14 protein-coding genes are annotated in these 17,495 nt (G+C 69.7%); 5 read left to right on the top strand and 9 right to left on the bottom strand.

All coding sequences use genetic code 11. The features are described 5' to 3' along the window. Positions 1-128 precede the first annotated feature (128 nt). The 3 genes from K7W41_RS15690 to K7W41_RS15680 all read left to right on the top strand — a co-directional run bounded on the left by K7W41_RS15690 (position 129) and on the right by K7W41_RS15680 (position 3,252). On the top strand, positions 129-926 hold the full coding sequence (locus tag K7W41_RS15690) for a hypothetical protein (RefSeq protein ID WP_224610365.1): 798 nt from the start codon (positions 129-131) through the stop codon (positions 924-926). 119 nt (positions 927-1,045) lie between these two features. Next, on the top strand, positions 1,046-1,888 hold the full coding sequence (gene rapZ, locus K7W41_RS15685; protein ID WP_224610363.1) for an RNase adapter RapZ: 843 nt from the start codon (positions 1,046-1,048) through the stop codon (positions 1,886-1,888). Next, positions 1,885-3,252 carry a gluconeogenesis factor YvcK family protein gene (locus tag K7W41_RS15680; protein ID WP_318010915.1) on the top strand — a complete coding sequence of 456 codons (1,368 nt, stop codon included), beginning with the start codon at positions 1,885-1,887 and terminating at the stop codon, positions 3,250-3,252. Before rapZ ends, K7W41_RS15680 begins: the two co-directional genes overlap by 4 nt. A gap of 6 nt (positions 3,253-3,258) precedes the next feature. On the opposite strand, the gene K7W41_RS15675 is transcribed toward K7W41_RS15680, so the two are convergent. Further along, positions 3,259-4,020, bottom strand: a complete 762-nt coding sequence (locus tag K7W41_RS15675; RefSeq protein ID WP_224610361.1) for a hypothetical protein — start codon at positions 4,018-4,020, stop codon at positions 3,259-3,261. Positions 4,021-4,202: 182 nt separating this feature from the next. Between K7W41_RS15675 and K7W41_RS15670 the strand changes: the two genes are divergently transcribed. Beyond that, positions 4,203-5,486 carry a glutamate-5-semialdehyde dehydrogenase gene (locus tag K7W41_RS15670; RefSeq protein WP_224610359.1) on the top strand — a complete coding sequence of 428 codons (1,284 nt, stop codon included), beginning with the start codon at positions 4,203-4,205 and terminating at the stop codon, positions 5,484-5,486. Between the two features lie 64 nt (positions 5,487-5,550). On the opposite strand, the gene dxs is transcribed toward K7W41_RS15670, so the two are convergent. The 4 genes from dxs to K7W41_RS15650 all read right to left on the bottom strand — a co-directional run bounded on the left by dxs (position 5,551) and on the right by K7W41_RS15650 (position 9,999). Then, positions 5,551-7,434, bottom strand: a complete 1,884-nt coding sequence (dxs, locus tag K7W41_RS15665) for a 1-deoxy-D-xylulose-5-phosphate synthase (protein WP_224610357.1) — start codon at positions 7,432-7,434, stop codon at positions 5,551-5,553. Next, on the bottom strand, positions 7,435-8,109 hold the full coding sequence (locus K7W41_RS15660; protein ID WP_224610356.1) for a hypothetical protein: 675 nt from the start codon (positions 8,107-8,109) through the stop codon (positions 7,435-7,437). It lies immediately after the preceding gene. 187 nt (positions 8,110-8,296) lie between these two features. Further along, positions 8,297-9,010, bottom strand: a complete 714-nt coding sequence (locus K7W41_RS15655) for a PspA/IM30 family protein (protein ID WP_224610354.1) — start codon at positions 9,008-9,010, stop codon at positions 8,297-8,299. Positions 9,011-9,207: 197 nt separating this feature from the next. Then, positions 9,208-9,999 (bottom strand): hypothetical protein, encoded by a 792-nt coding sequence (locus K7W41_RS15650; protein ID WP_224610352.1) that lies wholly within the window; start codon positions 9,997-9,999, stop codon positions 9,208-9,210. A 131-nt stretch (positions 10,000-10,130) separates the two neighbouring features. On the opposite strand from K7W41_RS15650, the gene mnmE reads away from it, so the two are divergent. After that, a complete protein-coding gene (mnmE, locus tag K7W41_RS15645; protein WP_224610349.1) occupies positions 10,131-11,453 on the top strand; it encodes a tRNA uridine-5-carboxymethylaminomethyl(34) synthesis GTPase MnmE in 1,323 nt (440 codons plus the stop codon). Positions 11,454-11,560: 107 nt separating this feature from the next. Here the strand turns inward: mnmE and ychF are convergent, their stop codons facing one another. The 4 genes from ychF to K7W41_RS15625 all read right to left on the bottom strand — a co-directional run bounded on the left by ychF (position 11,561) and on the right by K7W41_RS15625 (position 17,402). Further along, complete coding sequence (gene ychF, locus K7W41_RS15640; RefSeq protein WP_224610347.1) at positions 11,561-12,658, bottom strand: redox-regulated ATPase YchF; 1,098 nt, start codon at positions 12,656-12,658, stop codon at positions 11,561-11,563. Between the two features lie 40 nt (positions 12,659-12,698). Further along, positions 12,699-15,194 (bottom strand): EAL domain-containing protein, encoded by a 2,496-nt coding sequence (locus K7W41_RS15635; protein ID WP_224610345.1) that lies wholly within the window; start codon positions 15,192-15,194, stop codon positions 12,699-12,701. A gap of 111 nt (positions 15,195-15,305) precedes the next feature. Further along, positions 15,306-15,689, bottom strand: a complete 384-nt coding sequence (locus K7W41_RS15630; protein WP_224610343.1) for an SH3 domain-containing protein — start codon at positions 15,687-15,689, stop codon at positions 15,306-15,308. A gap of 63 nt (positions 15,690-15,752) precedes the next feature. Beyond that, a complete protein-coding gene (locus K7W41_RS15625) occupies positions 15,753-17,402 on the bottom strand; it encodes an HD domain-containing phosphohydrolase (protein ID WP_224610342.1) in 1,650 nt (549 codons plus the stop codon). Between the last annotated feature and the right edge of the window lie 93 nt (positions 17,403-17,495).

Raw genomic sequence — 17,495 nt, 5'->3', positions numbered from 1 at the left:
GTGAGGCTGTTAGAGGCCAGATGACCTGTGTGTGGAGTCGGGGTCAGGGCTCTCAGAAGGCCCCTGAGCCTTGGCCCAGCGCCGCAAGTGCGGTCCCTGGGGGCAGGCCGATTGCCTAAACTGTGTGGGTGCGACGTCTCGTGCCTGCTTTGCTGCTCCTGCCCCTCCTGAGTGGCTGCGTTGATCCGTCTGTGCAGCCCCCGCTGCGCCCACTAACAGAGGCCGAACTGCGCCCGTTTTATGTGGACAGCCCCCCACAGCCCTTGCCGGCGTACACGGCCTTTACGCTGGGCGAGTCGTATGTGCCGGGCGGGACCGTGCAGGGCTGGAAGGCCACCAACGTGGTGCCCCTCTACAGCAGCCGGGGCCAGAATGTCGTCCTGGCCGCGCACCTGCAGCCCGATGGCCGCATCACTGGCGCGGCGCCCCTCCAGACTGGCCCGGCAGAAACCCTGCAGTACACCCTGTCCATGAACGGCAACAATGCGCTGGCCGGTGGCCTGTGCCCGGTGGACGGCCTGAAGGCCACGGCGGGGGTCAAGGTGCACCTGCCCGAGCTGGCTTTCTTCTTCTACCGCTTCGCCGAGGTGCAGCAGGCCATGCAGCCCCTCACCTCGCCGATTCCAAAGGAACGGGGGCTGCGCTACGACCTGCGGGCCTATGAACAGCCGAGCAGCCAGGTCGGAATCAACCTGGTGTACGTGTCAGATGACGTCACCGTCCAGGGGGAACAACGCTGCGTCCGTGGCTATGAACAGTCCGGCCGGAGCTCGGCCTCGCAGGACAACATTCGGGTGAACCTCAAGCTGAGCCGGGGTTGGAACGCGCTGCTGCGCACCGAGACGCGGTCCTACGCTGGCCAGACCCATGTGAGCCACATCACCTGGACGACCGTGCCGCGCGACGTCATTGAGCGGTGGCTCTAAAGGAGGCCGGGGTGGCAGAGCCGCGTGACGTGCCGCCCACGCCCGGCGGTCCCCGGTCCCTGACGAAAACCTGACCGCCTCATCAGCCCCGGGCGGGGCGCTCACGTTACACTGCGCCCATGCCGTTTGTCGTCGTCTCCGGTCTGTCTGGCAGTGGCAAGAGCACCGCGCTGCGCACGCTGGAGGACGCCGGGTTTTTCATCACCGATAACCTGCCGCCCGAACTGTGGGGCGCCATGCACGACCTCGTGTCGGCGCGGGGGCTGCCCTGCGTGGCGATCAGCACCGACGCGCGCACCCGCGACTTCCTGGGCGCACTGGAAGCCAGTTACGTGCGCCTCTCGCGCCGCCGTGAGGACCTGCGCGTGCTGTTTCTGGAAGCCAATACCGACGTGCTGCTCAAGCGCTACAACTTCACCCGCCGCGAACACCCGCTGGGCGACAACCTGATGCTGGACTTTGCGCGCGAACGCGAGTTGCTCGCGCCCCTGCGCGCCATTGCCGACACCGTGATTGACACCACGCACCTCAGCGCCCGCGACCTGTCGGCCAAGGTGCTGCGCCTGTTCCGGCTGGAAAACGACTTTCACCTGCGCCTGATGTCCTTTGGCTTCAAGCACGCCCCGCCCAGAGACGCCGATCTGGTGCTGGACGTGCGCTCGCTGCCCAATCCCTACTACGACCCCGTGCTGCGCCCCCGCACCGGCCTGGACCCGGCTGTGGCCCGCTACGCCTTTGGGGACCCAGAGGCCGAGGCCTTTTACGCCGAACTGCGCGACTTCGTGCGCGTGGCCGCCGAGCGCGCGCGCGCGGCTGGGCGGCACGGCTACACCGTGGCGGTGGGCTGCACGGGCGGGCAGCACCGCAGCGTGGCGGTGGCCGCGCGGCTGGCCCAGGACCTGAAGGATCTGAACGTGGACATCATGGACCACCGCGATATGCAGGCAGGCGAAGACGCGTGAGCGACCCCCCCATTCCGCGCCCGTCGTCCGTGCTGCCCGAAGCGGTGCGGGACGACATGGTGGGGCGCGGCCAGCAGGTCACCCGCCGCGCCCGCATGTGGATGTCGCCGGGCCTGGGCGTCAAGCGCTGGCTGCTGCTGTTTGTGGTCTGCACCCTGGTGGGGGCCGTGGGGGTGCTGCACTTCACCTGGACCGGGCCGCTGCATTTCGTGGCCACCCGCTGGATTCTGTGGGTCAACCATCTGGTCAGCCCCGAGGTGATGCCGCTGTACACCGGCGGCATGGCCCTGATGGTGCTGTCGCTGCTGGGCGCGCTGTGGAGCATCATGATGCTCAGCCGCTCGGTGCTGCGCGGCACCGGCACCGCCCCCGAACAGGCCGTGGACCTGATGTACCAGCGCCGTCACCTCGCCCGGGGCCCGCGCATCGTGGCAGTGGGCGGCGGCACGGGCCTGAGCAACCTGCTCTCGGGCCTGCGGGTACACACCGGTAACACCACCGCCATCGTGGCCGTCTCGGACGATGGGGGTTCCTCGGGGCGCTTGCGGGCCTCGCTGGACATGATCGCGCCCGGGGACCTCACCGACTGCTACGCGGCGCTCTCCGACAGCCCCGTCATGGCCCGGCTGCTGCTGCACCGCTTTGAACGCGGTGACGGCATTCAGGGCCACACCTTCGGCAACCTGCTGCTGGCCACCCTCAGCGAGGAAGAGGGCGGCCTGAGCGAAGCCATGCTGGACATTCACGAGGTGCTGCGCATTCGCGGGCGGGTGTACCCGGCCACCACGCAGCCTGCCACCCTGGTGGCCCGCCTGAATGACGGCCGCACCCTGCGCGGCGAGAGCCGCTTTGCCGCTGAGATGGGCGAAGCGCAGATTCAGCATGTGCAGCTGGATCCCCCGGCGCTGCCCGCCTTGCCGGAAGTGCTGCACGCCATCCGTGAGGCCGAGCAGATCGTGCTGGGGCCCGGCAGCCTGTACACCAGTATCATTCCGGCGCTCCTGGTGCCCGAAATTGCCCGCGAGCTGCGCGCCTCGCCCGCCCCGCTGATCTACGTGGCCAGTCTGATGACCGAGCCCGGCGAAACCGACGGCCTGAGCCTGGAGGACCATGTGCAGGCCATCACCAGTCACCTGGGCCGGATGCCCGACTGCGTGCTGGTGAACAGCGCCGTGCCCCCGCGCGACGTGGTGGCCCGCTACGCCGAAGGCGGCGCGCACCTGCTGAACCTGGCCGGCGCCAGCCGCGAGCTGCGCGGGCGTGCGGTGGTGCTGCCCCTCCTGCAACCCGGTCAGGCCCGGCACGACCCCGCCGCGCTGGCCCAGGCCCTGCTGCACGCGGCCCCCAAGCGCGACCAGGGCTGAGTTCACTTACCACCCCAAGCGTTCCCCGGTCTGCCTGAGTTGCGTCATCAGGGGGACCAGCGCGTGGTGGTGCCGGCGTTCAAGCCGGGATAGAACGTCGCTGAGGGTGTGGTCCACCGCAGTCCCCTCGCCAAGCCAGTCCTCCTGCTCGGCCAGGGTCCCGCTCCCCAGGCGGCTGGGGCTGCAGACCCAGAGATGCGCCCCACAATCGGCATGGTCGTAAAAGGCGGACCAGTCATACGACTTCCGAAAAATTCCGTAACGTGTTATGGAATTTTTCCGACCAGAGGGAGAAGGAAAAAGTACGGATTTCCGGGAATTGGAGGAACATCCAGTTCTTTTCTGGATGTTGCGGAAATGGACGGAATCCGTATCAATGGAATCGGGAATCAGCCAGGACCGGCGGACAAAGAGCAGCTGGGGGCTTCCCAGGCGGGTCACAGAGAAGCGGCCATGTCGGTCCTGTTGGAAGCCAAGTTCATGGTAGGCGTCGCTGGAAAAGGCGAGTTCTGGGTTCAGCAGGCGCAGGATCAGCAGTAGCCCGTTGCGGTAACGGAGAAAGTCATGGGGCATGCGGGTGCTGGGCAGGTGAATGAAGATGCCCGCCGCCGCGTGACCCACGAACAGCCCTTCATGCCAGCCCTTGATCTTCAGGGTAAAGGCTTCCCCGGGCGGGCCCACCTGCAGGTCAAAGTGCTCCAGCGCACTGTAAGGCGGCTCATCGTGCCTAAAGTCCAGCAGGTCGTCTGGGTGAGACACGTCACCCATCAGCCGCACCGGGATCTGATGAGCCCGCAACCCGTCCAGTAGCTGCGTCACTTTGAGGTGAAGGGCCTCTGGCGCAACAAGACAGCACAGCACGTTGGAGTGGCCCATCACCCCACAGTAAAGGTGGCGCGCGGCGTAGGCAGGCGCTCGGCGTGTCTTCTGCGCCCTGTTACCCTTGGCCCATGACTGTGGCCGGAGAAACCGAGATTCGCCTCATGGGCGTGCAGGCCCGGGTGGCGGCCCGGGTGCTGCGTTCGCTGCCCACCGCGCGCAAGGTGGCGGCCCTGGCGGCCATCGCCGCTGGGCTGCGGGTCCAGGCCGGGGTGATCCTGGCTGCCAATACCCAGGATGTCGAGGCCGCTGTGGCGGCTGGGCTGCCCGAGCCGATGGTGGCCCGCCTGCGCCTGAGCCTTGCTGCCCTGGAAGGCATTGCGGCCGATGTCGAGGCGGTGTCGCGCGTGCCAGACCCGGTGGGGGAGACGGGCCCGGTGCAGGCCCAGCCCAGCGGTATCCGGGTCAGCACGCGGCGGGTGCCGCTGGGCGTGCTGGGTGTGATTTACGAGAGCCGCCCCAACGTCACGGTGGACGTGGCCGCCCTGGCCCTGATGAGCGGCAACGCCGTGATTCTGCGTGGTGGCAAGGAAACGGTGCGCAGCAACGCCGCGCTGGAAGAGGTGATTCACGCGGCCCTGCGCGCCCAGGACCTGCCCGCAGCGGCCGTGCAGGTGATCCGCGACCCCGCCCGCGAGCGCATGCTGGAGCTGCTGAAACTGGATGATCTGGTGGACGCGATCATCCCCCGGGGCGGCGCCGGGCTGCACCGCTTCTGCGTGGACAATGCCACGGTGCCGGTGATCGTGGGGGGCATTGGCGTGGTGCACCTGTACCTGGACGCCTCGTTCACCCGCACGCCGGAAGACCGCGCCGCCGCCGCCGCCATCCTGCACAACGCCAAGGTGCAAAAACCCAGCGCCTGCAACGCCCTGGACACCCTGCTGCTGGACCGCGCCGCGCTGGCCGCGCTGCCTGACCTCCTGCGCCCGCTGGTGGCCGAGGCCGTGGCCCTGCGCGCCGACCCGGAGGCCCTGGCGGCCCTGCAGGCGGCTGGCCTGCCCGCCCAGGCCGCCACCAAGGCCGATTACGGCACCGAGTTCCTGGGCCTGACCCTCAGCATCAAGACCGTGGCCGGGCTGGACGAGGCCCTGGACTTTATCGCCGCGCACGGCAACCACACCGACGTGATCCTGACCCGTGACCCCGCGCAGGCAGCGCGCTTCGTGCAGGACGTGGACAGCGCCGCCGTCATGGTGAACGCCAGCCCCCGCTTCAACGACGGCGGTCAGCTGGGCCTGGGCGCCGAGGTGGCGATCAGCACCCAGAAACTTCACGCCCGGGGCCCCATGGGCCTGCGGGAACTGACGACGACCAAGTGGGTGGTGGAAGGCGAGGGTGCGATAAGGCGTTGATGGTGAAAGGGTGATGGTTGATGGAAAAGTGCGGCTCTTCCATCAACCATCACCTATCAACCCTCTACACCCCTATCGGAACGTCCACCCCCAGCTCGGCCAGCACGGTGCGGATCGCCGGGGCGTCAATGCCGGCGCGGGCGTGCACGCTGTCCACGGTGGCGTGTTCCTGGAACTCGTCGGGGATGCCCAGCACGCGCACGGGCGTATGCAGGCCCTCGGCGTTCAGGAATTCCAGCACTGCGCTGCCGAAGCCGCCCACCACCGTGTTGTCTTCCACCGTGACCAGCGCGCGGGCGGTGCGGGCCAGCTCGCGCAGCATGGCCTCGTCCAGCGGTTTGACAAAGCGGGCGTTGACCACCCCCACGCCCGAGAGGCCGGCCGCCGCCTTGGTCGCGTATTCCAGCGCCTTGCCGCCGGCCAGCACCACCACCTCCTGCCCCGGCTGCACGACCTCCCAGGTGCCCCATTCCAGATCCGGCCAGGTGCCTTCGGGCACCGGGGTGGTGTTGCCACGCGGGTAGCGGATGGCAAAGGGGCCGGGTGCGTTCTGGGCGTACTTCAGCATGCCGCGCAGTTCGGCGGCGTCCCTGGGCAGGCCAATGCGAACGCCGGGAATAGAGCGCAGGTAACTCAGGTCAAAGACGCCGTTGTGGGTGGCGCCGTCGGCCCCCACGATGCCGGCGCGGTCAATGGCAAAGGTCACGTTCAGGTGCTCAATGGCCACGTCGTGCAGTACCTGATCGTAGGCGCGCTGCAGGAAGGTGGAATAGATCGCCACGACCGGCTTCAGGCCCTGTAGCGCCATGCCGGCCGCCGCCGTCACCGCCACTTCCTCGGCAATGCCCACGTCCAGGTAGCGGTTGGGGTGCGCCTTGCTGTACGCCACTAGCCCGCTGCCTTCACGCATGGCGGGGGTAATGACAAAGGTGCAGGGGTCCAGCCGCGCCAGTTCGGTCACGGCGTCGCCAAACGCGTTGCTCCAGGAATAGGCCTTGCTGGCGCTGAATTCGCCGGTGGCCGGGTCAAACTTGCCGGGGCCGTGCCAGTAGATGGGATCGGCCTCGGCGTAACTCAGGCCCTTGCCCTTTTTCGTCACCACATGCAGGATCGTGGGCCCGTCCAGGTCCACGAGGCGCTCCAGGAGCCACACCAGTTCTTCGACGTTGTGGCCGTCCACCGGGCCCACGTAGCGCACGCCCATCGCCGCAAAGGGGTTCACGCTGGCCGGGTCGAAGAAGTGCCGGGTGCTGCTCTTGGCGCGGCTCATCAGGTCGGCCAGGGGCTTGCTGACGGCCTGCACCGCCTTTTTGCCGGCGCCCTCACCTTCCTGGAACCACTTCTGCACCTGTAGCCCGCGCATGAACTTGTTCAGCGCCCCCACGTTCTCCGAGATGCTCATCTCGTTGTCGTTCAGCACGATCAGCATCTTGCGCCCGGTGTCGCCAATGGTGTTCAGCGCCGCCAGCGCCATGCCGCCGGTCAGGGCGCCGTCGCCAATCACGGCGGCCACGCGGTAGTCCTGGCCCAGGGCGTCGCGCGCCACGGCCATGCCCAGCGCGTTGGCGAGGCTGGTGCTGGCGTGGCCCACGGTGATCGCGTCGTGCTCGGATTCGCTGACCTTGGTAAAGCCGCTCAGGCCCCCTTCTTTTTTGAGGCTGGGCATCTGGGCGCGGCGCCCGGTGAGCATCTTGTGGGCGTAGGCCTGGTGGCCCACGTCAAACAGCAGGCGGTCACGCGGCGAATTCAGCACGTAGTGCAGCGCCACGATCAGGTCCGTGGCCCCCAGCGAGGACGCCAGATGCAGCCCCCCCACCGAGCACACGCGCACGATCTCCTCGCGCAGTTCCTGGGCCAGGTGCGGCAACTGCTCGCGGCTCAGGGCCTTGAGGTCGCTGGGGGTGGCAATCCGGTCCAGCAGCGGGGTCAGGCTTGCGGGGCTGTCCATTTAGCGGCCTCCTGTGCGCGCCGTGAAGTTACGCCCCGTCAGCAGCAGGCCTTCGGGCGTGCGCACGTCGCCCACGAACGGGGTAAACCACAGCTGCTGGGTGGCCGGAAACAGGCCGCCCAGCGTGTCGGTGAGCTGCCGGGTAACCACCCAGACCTCGAATTTGCCGCCCGGGGTCTGCACCATGCGGCGGTCCTGCACCACGTAGGTGTAGGTCAGGGTGCCGCGCGCCTGCTCCTTGCCGTCGTCGGCGCTCACGGTCACCTGCGACTGGCCCTGCCAGCTCAGGCCCACGCGCCACTCGGCTTCGGCCGGGGCCTCGCGCCACGGGGGCTGCAGGCGAATGGTCACGCCGGGCTTGCGCAGGCCGTGCAGCAGGACGCCGCTGCTGCTCACCGTGCGGTACCACGTCTGGTCGGCGCCGCGCCCGGTCATCTGGAAGGCCAGGGTGGGCTGGTCGAAAAACACGGTCGGCCCCAGCGCGCGCAGCAGGTAGGCCGGCTGATCGGCTGCCTCGCCCTCCAGCAGGTAGGTCCAGGCCAGGCCCGGTTCATGGGGATAGAACGACACCGCCGAGACCGGGGTGTTCGCCTGCACCGTGGTTGTGGTCTGCGGCGCGCACGCCGACAGACCCAGGGCCAGGGTGCCCAGCAGCGTGCGCAGGGGGGCAGCCATGCTGCCTAGGGTAGAACGCCTCATCGCCCTCATTCTGTCAGCAAACATGAACTTTGGCTGACAGGCGTCCCCCAGAAGGCGCAGGGGGCACTGGGGGGAGGAGCCCCCCGCGCAGGAAGCGGCGCCAGACCTCCAAAAAGGGACGTGGAGGGCCGCAGCTCCTCCACGTCCCGCTGGTCGCCGGTGCTCAGCCGCCGGTCTGACCGCCGCTGTTGGGACCGCCACTGTTCTGGCCGCCCTCACCCTGCACCTTGGCCTTCAGGGCGGCAAAGGCGTCGTCGAGTTCGCGGTTGCGGCCCAGGTCCTTGAGCTGGGCGTCGAAGTCGCCCTCCTGGCGCAGCTGGGTCACGGCGCGGTTGCGGTCTTCCATGCCCGCCACCTTGGCCTCCATTTCCTCGAAGGCGTCCATGGCCCCGCCCGCCTTGTCGAAGCCAGAAACGCGGTCCAGGGTGGCCCCGGCCTGCGCGGTCTTCTGCCGGGCGGCCAGCAGGGTCTTCTTGCCTTCCATCTCGTCAATCTTGGCTTCCAGGGCGCGCAACTGGGTCTTAAGCTGCTCAACGGTCTGGCTCTGGGTGCTCAGCTGCTCTTCGAAGCCGGCCGCCAGATCCTTGGCGTTCTGGGCGCGGCGCAGGGCCTCGCGGGCCAGGTCCTCGCTGCCGCCGCGCAAGGCTTCTTCGGCCTTTTTCTCGTACTCGCTGCTCAGGCGCCGGTTGGTGCTGGCTTCGCGCTCCAGCTTGGCGTTCTGGCTCATGGCCTCGGCCACCTCGCTGCGGGCGTCGGCGTAGGCGGCGCGCATGTCGCGCAGGGCCTGATCAATGATCTTGCCGGGGTCTTCGGCGCGGCTGATCAGGTCGTTGACGTTGGCGCGCAGCAGTCGGGACAGACGGTCAAGGATGCTCATGGGGTTTCCTCCTGTGAAAAGAGCGGGAGTGCAGTCGTGCTGTTCATCATGCCGCGTAGGGCCAGGGCCACGCGCCGCACCGCCAGGAATTGACCAAGACACGCTAAAGCCTGCATGAAGTCCGCGTGCCGCCTGGCCCCAATGGCAGCCACCCTGCCCGGGGGTGGGCAGGGTGGGCGCAGGGCACAGGGACCGCTCTAGAACACGATGGGTTTCAGGCCCACGCTGTCACTGCCGCAGGCCACGGTCAGGCTGCCGCCCGCTGGGGTCACGGTGCAGCCCAGCGCGCGCAGGGCCGAGACCGGGAAAATCAGGTTCTTGCCGTCGCTGGCCGGGGCCAGGGGCAGTTCCACGGCGCCGCCCGAGGTCTGGGCGCTGCGCTGGCCCACCGTCACGGTCAGGGTGTTGTCGTCGGCGCTGAGGCGGTACTTGCCGCCTCCCAGGGCCGCCACATTGACCACCCCGGCCAGATCGCTGCCCAGCACGTAGGGCTGCCCCCTGGTGACCCCGGCAGGCACGCTGGCTTTGGCGGCCGGAGCGGCGCTGGCCTGAGTGGCGTCCACCACCACCAGCGTTTCCTTGTCGCTGATCGGGCTGAGCATCACGAACGCGGCCACGGGCCCGCCCGCCGTTTCGCTCACCAGCAGCACGTTGGTCTTGCCGGTGGTTCTCCAGTCGCCCTGGGCGCGGGCGGCCAGCTTGCCGCGCACCAGCGGGCGCAGCGAGGCCTGGGCCTGGGTGGCGTACAGGCACACGGCGCGCGGGCTGAGCTTCAGGGCCTCGGGGCAGGCCAGAATCCGGCCGCCCACTGCCCGGCTCACCTCAATGGACAGGGCGCTGACCGCCCGCGTGGTGGCCGCCGAGCTGACCCCCTTGGCCGGCGCGGCCGGGGTCGCCGGTTTGGCCGGGGCCGCCGTCTGGGCGGTGGCAGAAGTAAGCAGCAAGGCGGTCCCCAGGGTCAGGGCCGCAGAAAGCACGTTAGGGCGCATACCCGGCCATGCTAGGGCCGGCGCATGAGCGTGAACTTTGAAGGGGCCACCGGGGCCCGGCCCCAAACGGGCCCCACACGCCCTTTCCTGCACCCCCATTTCCCGTTGGCCCAGGTGCTAGCCTGCCGGGCGTGAGTTCGCGCACCGGCCTGTCCGACACCATTGCCGCCATTGCCACCGCGCCGGGCAGCGCCGGGGTGGGGATTGTGCGCGTCAGTGGCCCGCAGGCCCTGGCGGTGGCCGACGGGCTGTTCCGGGGGCGGCGCGTGCCCTCGCGTACACCCGGGGGCCGCTTTGTGTTCGGGCATTTTGTGGACCACGCGGGCGAAGTGCTGGACGAAGGGCTGTGTCTGGTCTTCCGGGGGCCGCGCTCCTTTACGGGCGAGGACGTGGCCGAATTCCAGACCCACGGCAGCCCCGCCGTGCTGGCCGGGGTGCTGTCCCGCGCACTGGCGCTGGGCGCCCGCCCGGCGCGCCCCGGCGAGTTTACCCTGCGCGCCTACCTGCACGGCCGCCTGGACCTCACCCAGGCCGAAGCGGTGCTGAATCTGGTGGAAGCCCAGACCGACGCCGCCCGGCGGCAGGCCAGCCTGGGCCTCAGCGGCGCCTTGCGGGAGCGCGTGGGTGGGGTGGCCCGGCGGGTCACCCGCACCCTGGCCGCGCTGCAGGCCCTGCTGGACTACCCCGAAGAAGGCGTGCCCGAAGAAGACCGCGCCCAGCCGCTGGCCCAGGCCGAACGCGAGTTGCAGGACCTGGTGCTCACCGCCCACGCCGGACAGGTGGCCACGCGCGGCGCCCGGCTGGCCCTGATTGGCCGCCCGAACGCGGGCAAAAGCAGCCTGCTCAACGCCTTGGTGGGTTACGAACGCTCCATTGTGACGCCGCTGCCCGGCACCACCCGCGATTACCTGGAAGCCGGGCTGGAACTGGCCGGGGTGCCCGTGACCCTGGTAGACACGGCCGGCATCCGCGAAACCGGGGACCAGATCGAGGCGGCCGGGGTGCAGCAGGCCCTGACCCTGGCGGGGGCCGCCGATCTGGTGCTGGCCCTGGAAGACGGCTCGGCCCCCCGCGAGGCCCTGGGCGCCGACCTCGCGGGGGCGGGCCGCGTGCTGCGCGTGCGCACCAAGGCCGACCTGCCCCCCGCCTGGACTGACCCCGGGGCCCTGGACGTCAGTACCGTGACCGGCCAGGGCCTGCCGGAACTGCGCGAGGCCGTGCGCGCGGCCCTGCTGGGCGACGCCGCCCGGGGCGAAGCGTGGCTGACCACCGAGCGGCAGGCCGACGCCGCCCGCCGCGCCCTGGCCCACATTCAGGCCGCCCAGACCCTCCCTGACGATCTGGCCGGCTACGAACTGGAAGAAGCCCTGCGCGCCCTCGCCGAGCTGACCGGCCAGGACGTGCAGGAGGACGTGGTGGACGCGGTGTTCCGGAATTTCTGTGTGGGAAAATGAGGGGTTGTGGGACGTAGGGTGTGGGTTGTGGGAAAAGATGAGGAGCAGGCTCAGCAATGCGGCCTGCCCCTCTTTTCCTACCTCCTACAACCCACAGCCCACAACCCCTACATGTTGTGCAGCACGTTCATGATGTCGCCGTCTTTCATCACGTAGTCCTTGCCTTCGGTGCGCACCCAGCCCTTGGCCTTGGCGGGGGCCCAGCCGCCCGCCTCCACCATCTTGTCCCACTCGATCACCTCGGCGCGGATAAAGCCGCGCTCCAGGTCGCTGTGAATCTCGCCGGCGGCTTCGGGGGCCTTCTCGCCCTTGCGGATGGTCCAGGCGCGGACCTCTTTTTCGCCGCTGGTGATAAAGGTGATCAGGCCCAGCGTCTCGTAGCCCACCTTCACCAGCTGGTCCAGGCCGCTTTCCTGCACGCCCAGTTCTTCCAGAAAGGCGCGGGCCTCGTCTTCGGGCATCTCGGCCAGTTCGCCTTCAATCTGGGCGCTGATCTTGACCACCTGCGCGCCCTCGGCGGCGGCGTAGTCGCGCACCTTCTGCACATGCTCGTTGTCTTCAGTAAGGTTGTCCTCGCCCACGTTGGCCACGTAGATCACGGGCTTGGTGGTGATCAGGCCAAACTCCTTGGGAATGGGCGCGTCGTACTGGGCGGCGCGGGCGGGCTTGCCCTCCGAGAGCACGGCGATGATCTGCTCGGCCAGGGCCGCCTGTTCCCTGGCTTCCTTGTCGTTGCTCTTGGCTTTCTTCTGCAGGTTCTGCAGGCGCTTTTCCAGGCCCGAAAGGTCCGCCAGAATCAGCTCGGTGTTGATCGTCTCGATGTCGTCGATGGGGTCCACGCGCCCGGCCACATGTACCACGTTGCCGTCTTCAAAGCAGCGCACCACGTGGGCAATGGCGTCGGCTTCGCGGATGTTGGCCAGGAACTGGTTGCCCAGACCTTCACCCTTGCTGGCACCCTTCACCAGCCCGGCAATATCCACGAATTCCACGAAGGTGGGAATAATGGGCGGCACGCGCTCGCCCTTGGTGAACACCTTGGACAGGGCGCTCAGGCGCTCGTCCGGCACGGTGACGCGGCCCACGTTGGGCTCAATGGTGGCAAAGGGGTAATTTGCCGCCAGCGCCCCGGCGCGGGTGATGGCGTTAAACAGCGTGCTTTTTCCGACGTTGGGGAGACCGACAATTCCGATGGCAAGGCCCATAATGACTCCTTCTTCGCCTGCCTGCGGCAGGGCAACCCTGTCAGTGTAAAGGATGGGGGGCCGCCGCCTGCAGCGCCCCGCCCGGACCCGCGCGGCCGGGACGGCCGCCCAGCAGCCCGGCCACCTGCTCGGCGGGCATGGGGCGGCCCAGATGGTAACCCTGGGCCGCTGGACAGCCCAGGCCCGCCAGCAACGCCCGCTGCTCGCTGGTTTCGACCCCCTCGCCCACCACATGCAGCTGCAGCGCCTGCCCCAGCGTGATCAGGGTGGCAATCAGCGCGCTGGCCTTGCGCCGCGCCGCGGCCGTGTCGCTGGGCTGCGGCAGGAAGGAGCGGTCAATTTTCAGGTGGTCAATGGGAATGTGGCGCAGCAGGCCCAGGCTGCTTTGCCCGGTGCCAAAGTCGTCCAGCGAAATGCGCACGCCCAGGGCGCGCAGGCGGCCAAGCTGCCGGGTGGCGGCCACCACGTCCTGCAGCACGGTGCGCTCCGTCAGTTCCAGCACCAGGCAGCGCGCCGGGAGCCCGGTGGCCTCCAGGGCCTCACGCACGGTCGAGGTGAAATGCTGCTTGTTAAACTGCACCGCGCTGACATTCACGCTGACCGTGACCCCCGGCTGCAGGCGCTGCCACGCGGCCACCTGGCGGCAGGCCTCGCGCAGGGCCCAGGCGCCCAGCGGCACAATCAGCCCGCTTTCCTCGGCCACCGGAATGAACTTGGCGGGCGACACCGGGCCGTGCGCCGGGTGGTGCCAGCGCAGCAGCGCCTCAAAGCCGCACAGCTGGCCGCTGTCCAGATCCACCTGCGGCTGGTAGTGCAGCGTCAGGTCCGGGCCCCCCAGCGCCTCGCGCAGGTCGCGCTCCAGCAGGGCGCGCTCACTGGCTTCCTCGGCCATGGGAGCGGAGAAGGTGCGCACCTCATTTTTGCCGTCCTGCTTGGCGCGGTACATCGCCACGTCGGCATGTTTTTGCAGCGTGGTCACGTCGCGGCCGTCCTGCGGCGAGACGGCCGCGCCAATCGAGGCCGTGACATGCAGTTCGTGGCCCTTGACCACGAAGGGGGCCGCCAGCGCCCGCAGAATCTTGCGTGCCAGGCGCTCGGCGTCGGCGCTGTGGCCCAGGCCCGGCAGCAGCAGCGTGAATTCGTCGCCCCCCATGCGCGCCACCAGATCGCCGCGGCGCACCAGCCGGGTCAGGCGCTGCCCCACCTGCTGTAGCAGTTCGTCGCCCACATCATGGCCCAGCGTGTCGTTGATCTGCTTGAAGCGGTCCAGGTCTAAAAACAGCACGGCCAGGGGCTGGGCGCCGCCCTGCAGCAGCCGCTCGGTTTCGGCCTGAAAATGGGCGCGGTTGGCCAGCCCGGTCAGCGGGTCGTGGGTGGCCCGGTAGGCCAGGTGGTTCTGTGCCTGCTGCAGGGCCGCATTGACTTCCGAGAGTTCCAGGTTGCGGCGCCGCTCGGCCTCGGCGTCGCGCTTGTGCAGTTCCAGCTGCATCTGGGCGCCCAGCACCTTGGCCCGGCGCGCGTTGTCCTGCTGGTGCAGTTCGTGGTTCAGGGCCTGGTAGGCCCGGCTGTGGGCATACGCCGCCTGCCAGTCGCCCTGCGCGGCGCACACCTCGCCCAGGTATTCCAGCAGGTTGCGCTCCAGCACCTTCAGTTCGTAGGCCTGCGCCGTGGCCAGCGCGGCGCCCAGCTGCGCCTGGGCCTCTTCCAGGTCCCCCAGCTGGTGCAGTGCCCGCCCGTAGCCCGACTGCAGGTTCACGAGGTGTTCCTGATTGCCCAGCGCGCGGGCCATGGGCAGCGTCTGGGCCCCCAGTTCGGCGGCCCGCGCCGCTTGGCCGCTGTCCACCAGCGCGTGGGTGACGTAGGCCTGCATCACCGCCTCGTTCTGGCGCAGCTTCAGTTCGTGCAGCACGGGCAGGTGTTCGGCGGCCAGCGTCACCGCCTCGTCGTGGCGGCCCAGGTGGTAAAAGCTGACCACCGTGTTCACGGTGGCAATGGAATGGCCCACCCGGTGCCCCAGCCCCGCCGCCAGTTCGCGGGCCCGCTCCTGGGCTTCCAGCGCAAGGTCATACTCGCCGATGTTCATGCGCAGCACCCCAATATTGATCAGGATGCGCATCTGGTTTTCCTGGTCGCCGCCCAACTGGGCCAGCCGCAGGGCTTCTTGGTAGTGCTCCATGGCCTGCCCAAATTCACCCATCACCCGGGCGTTGATGCCCAGGCCGCTCAGGGCGCGGGTTTCAATCAGGGGCAGCTGGTGGGTGCGGGCCAGGGCGCGGGCTTGCTCGTTGGCGGCGATGGCCTCTGGGTAGCGGGAATTGTAGAAATACACGCTGCTGAGAATCACCAGCGCCAGCCCTTCGCCGTGCGGGTCGCCCTGGGCCCGGGCCAGTTCCAGCGCGCGGCCCAGCAGCGCCTCGGCCTGGGCGGTGTCGGAAAAGCTCAGGGCCTCGGCCCGCTGCAGCAGGGTGTGCAGGGGGCCCGGCGCTGGGGTCACGGCCGGGGTGCTGGGCGCCCGGGCCCGGGAGCGGGGTGGCATGGGCCCACGCTAGCGGGGCAAGCCTCACAGGCCCCTGACCTGCCGCCGCCCGCCCGCAACCTTCATGAGGGCTGCCCGCAGGCCAGAGGGCCGCGCGGGCGGGGGGCACGTTTAGCGGCCTGTTATCTGCAAGAAATCGCGCTGGTCGCAGGCGCGGCCGTTGCCATCCGGGTCGCGCTGGGCGCTGTAGGCGGCCTCGTGGCGGCGCAGGTCCTTGAGGCCCACCGGCACCAGCGCCTCGCAGCCGCCGGCCATGTTCACGGCGGCGCGCAGCACCCAGCCGTCCTGCTCGCCCACCCGCACGAAACACCACAGCGCCGAGCAGCGCCGCAGGTCCAGCCGCTCGCCCGCGCCCACCACCCGCAGGGCCCCGGCACGTGTGCTGGGCTGTGCAAACAGCGCGGCGCCCTGGGCCGCCCACCCAGGCGCCGCCCAGGCCCCGGCGCCCAGCCACAGGGCCCCGCCCAAGGCCGCCCAGGTCAGCCAGATGCGCACCGGGTCAGTGTACCGGGCGGGCCGGGCCCCGTTCATGAAGGGCGGTGGCGCGGCCGGCGGCCCTCAGCTGGGGGGCAGGGGGTCGGCCGGCCCCGGCGGGGCGCCCAAAGCGGCGTCCTGCTCCAGCAGGGCCAGGAAGGTGGTCACCACCTGCGGATCAAACTGGGTGCCCATGGCTCCGCGTAGCCACTCGCGCGCGGCCTGCGGGGTCCAGGCCGACTTGTAGGGCCGCTCACTGATCAGGGCGTCGTAGACATCCACCACGCTGAAAATGCGCGCCAGCAGCGGAATCGCTTCGCCAGCCAGGCCGTCGGGGTAGCCGGCGCCGTCCCAGCGTTCATGGTGGGAGCGCACGACCTCGCGCACCTCACGCGGCACAAAGGCCTCGTCGCGCAGCATCTGGTCGCCCAGCACCACATGGCGCTCAATGGCCCGGCGCTCCTCGGGGGTCAGGGGCCCGGGCTTGCGCAGCAGGTGGTCGTGCACCCCCACCTTGCCCAGATCGTGCAGGTAGGCCCCCCAGCGCAGGTGCTGCAGCTGCGTGCGGTCCAGGTGCAGGGCGCGCCCCAGGCGCAGCGCCAGGGTGGTCACGCGGTCGGTGTGCCCAAAGGTTTCGCCGTCGCGGCTTTCCAGCACCCGGCCCAGCGCCCGCAGCGCCGCCTCACGCGTCTGTTCCAGGTGCTGCAGGGACGCGCTGCGGTCCAGCGCCTGCTCAATGCGCGCCGAGACGGTTTCCAGCAGCGCCTGCAGGTCACGCGGAATCTCGACCGGCTGGTGCATGTTCAGCAGGAACACCACCCCGGCGGTGCGCCGGCCGCGCCGCAGCGGCACGCCCACGGCGCTGCGCACATGCAGCACGTCGGGGCGCCGCCCGGGCCAGCGCTGGTAGTCGGCGATCACCTGCGGCTGGCCGCTGCGCAGCACCAGCTCGATCATGCCGCTGGGCACGTGCGGCGCGCTCAGGGCGCGGGCCACCAGCGCCTGGGCGTCGGCTTCGCCCTCCAGCACGGTCAGCTGGGCCAGCCCGCGCTCATCGGCCGTCACCACGCCCGCCGTGGTAAAGCCGCTGAGTTCCAGCAGCGCCCGCAGCGCGCAGCGCACGATGGCTTCCGGCTGGGTCTGGCCGGCCAGCTCGGCCGACAGCTGCGCCAGGCGTTCAAATTGCCGGGCGCTGCGCTGGGCGTGCTCCAGGGCGCGCCAGCGCGTGTAGGCCACCCCCGCCGCCTGCCCCAGCAGCAGCATGGCCTGGGCGTCGTCCGGCCCCAGGCGCTCGGGACTGTCGGTGGTGTCGGCCGACAGCACCCCCAGCACCTGCCCGTCCGGGTCCAGCAGCGGCACGCCCAGGTACATTGCGGCGTGGCGCTGCCCCGAGACATACACCGCGTCTGGGTACTGGTCGGCGCGTTCCAGCAGCAGCACCTCGCCGGAATCCACCACCCGCCACGCCAGCCCCTGGCCCCGGGGCAGGCGCCGGCCAATGGCCTGCTCTCGGTGCCGCCCGGCGGCGGCCACCAGTTCCAGCAGGTCTTCTTCGGGGCGGTAGAGCGTGATCAGGGCCGACGACGCCCGCGTGATGCTCAGGGCCAGGTCCACGCAGCGCTGAAACACGTCCTGCGCCGACTGCGCCAGCAGCACCACCGCCTGCGCCTGCAGGGCGGGTTTGGGCAGCACCTCCAGACGTGCCAGCGCCCGGCGCGCCTCGCCGCCGCTCATGTTCGGCCCTCCGCCGCAGCCGGCCGGCGCGGGGGGGGTCCCCTGTGGGTGCGGCCCATGCCCCCCAGCTTACCGCGCGGTCTGGGGCGGCGC

The organism is Deinococcus multiflagellatus (genome assembly GCF_020166415.1).
Classification (GTDB): domain Bacteria; phylum Deinococcota; class Deinococci; order Deinococcales; family Deinococcaceae; genus Deinococcus; species Deinococcus multiflagellatus.
Note: the sequence above shows the minus strand (reverse complement) of the source record. Positions and strands in the feature narration are given on the sequence as shown.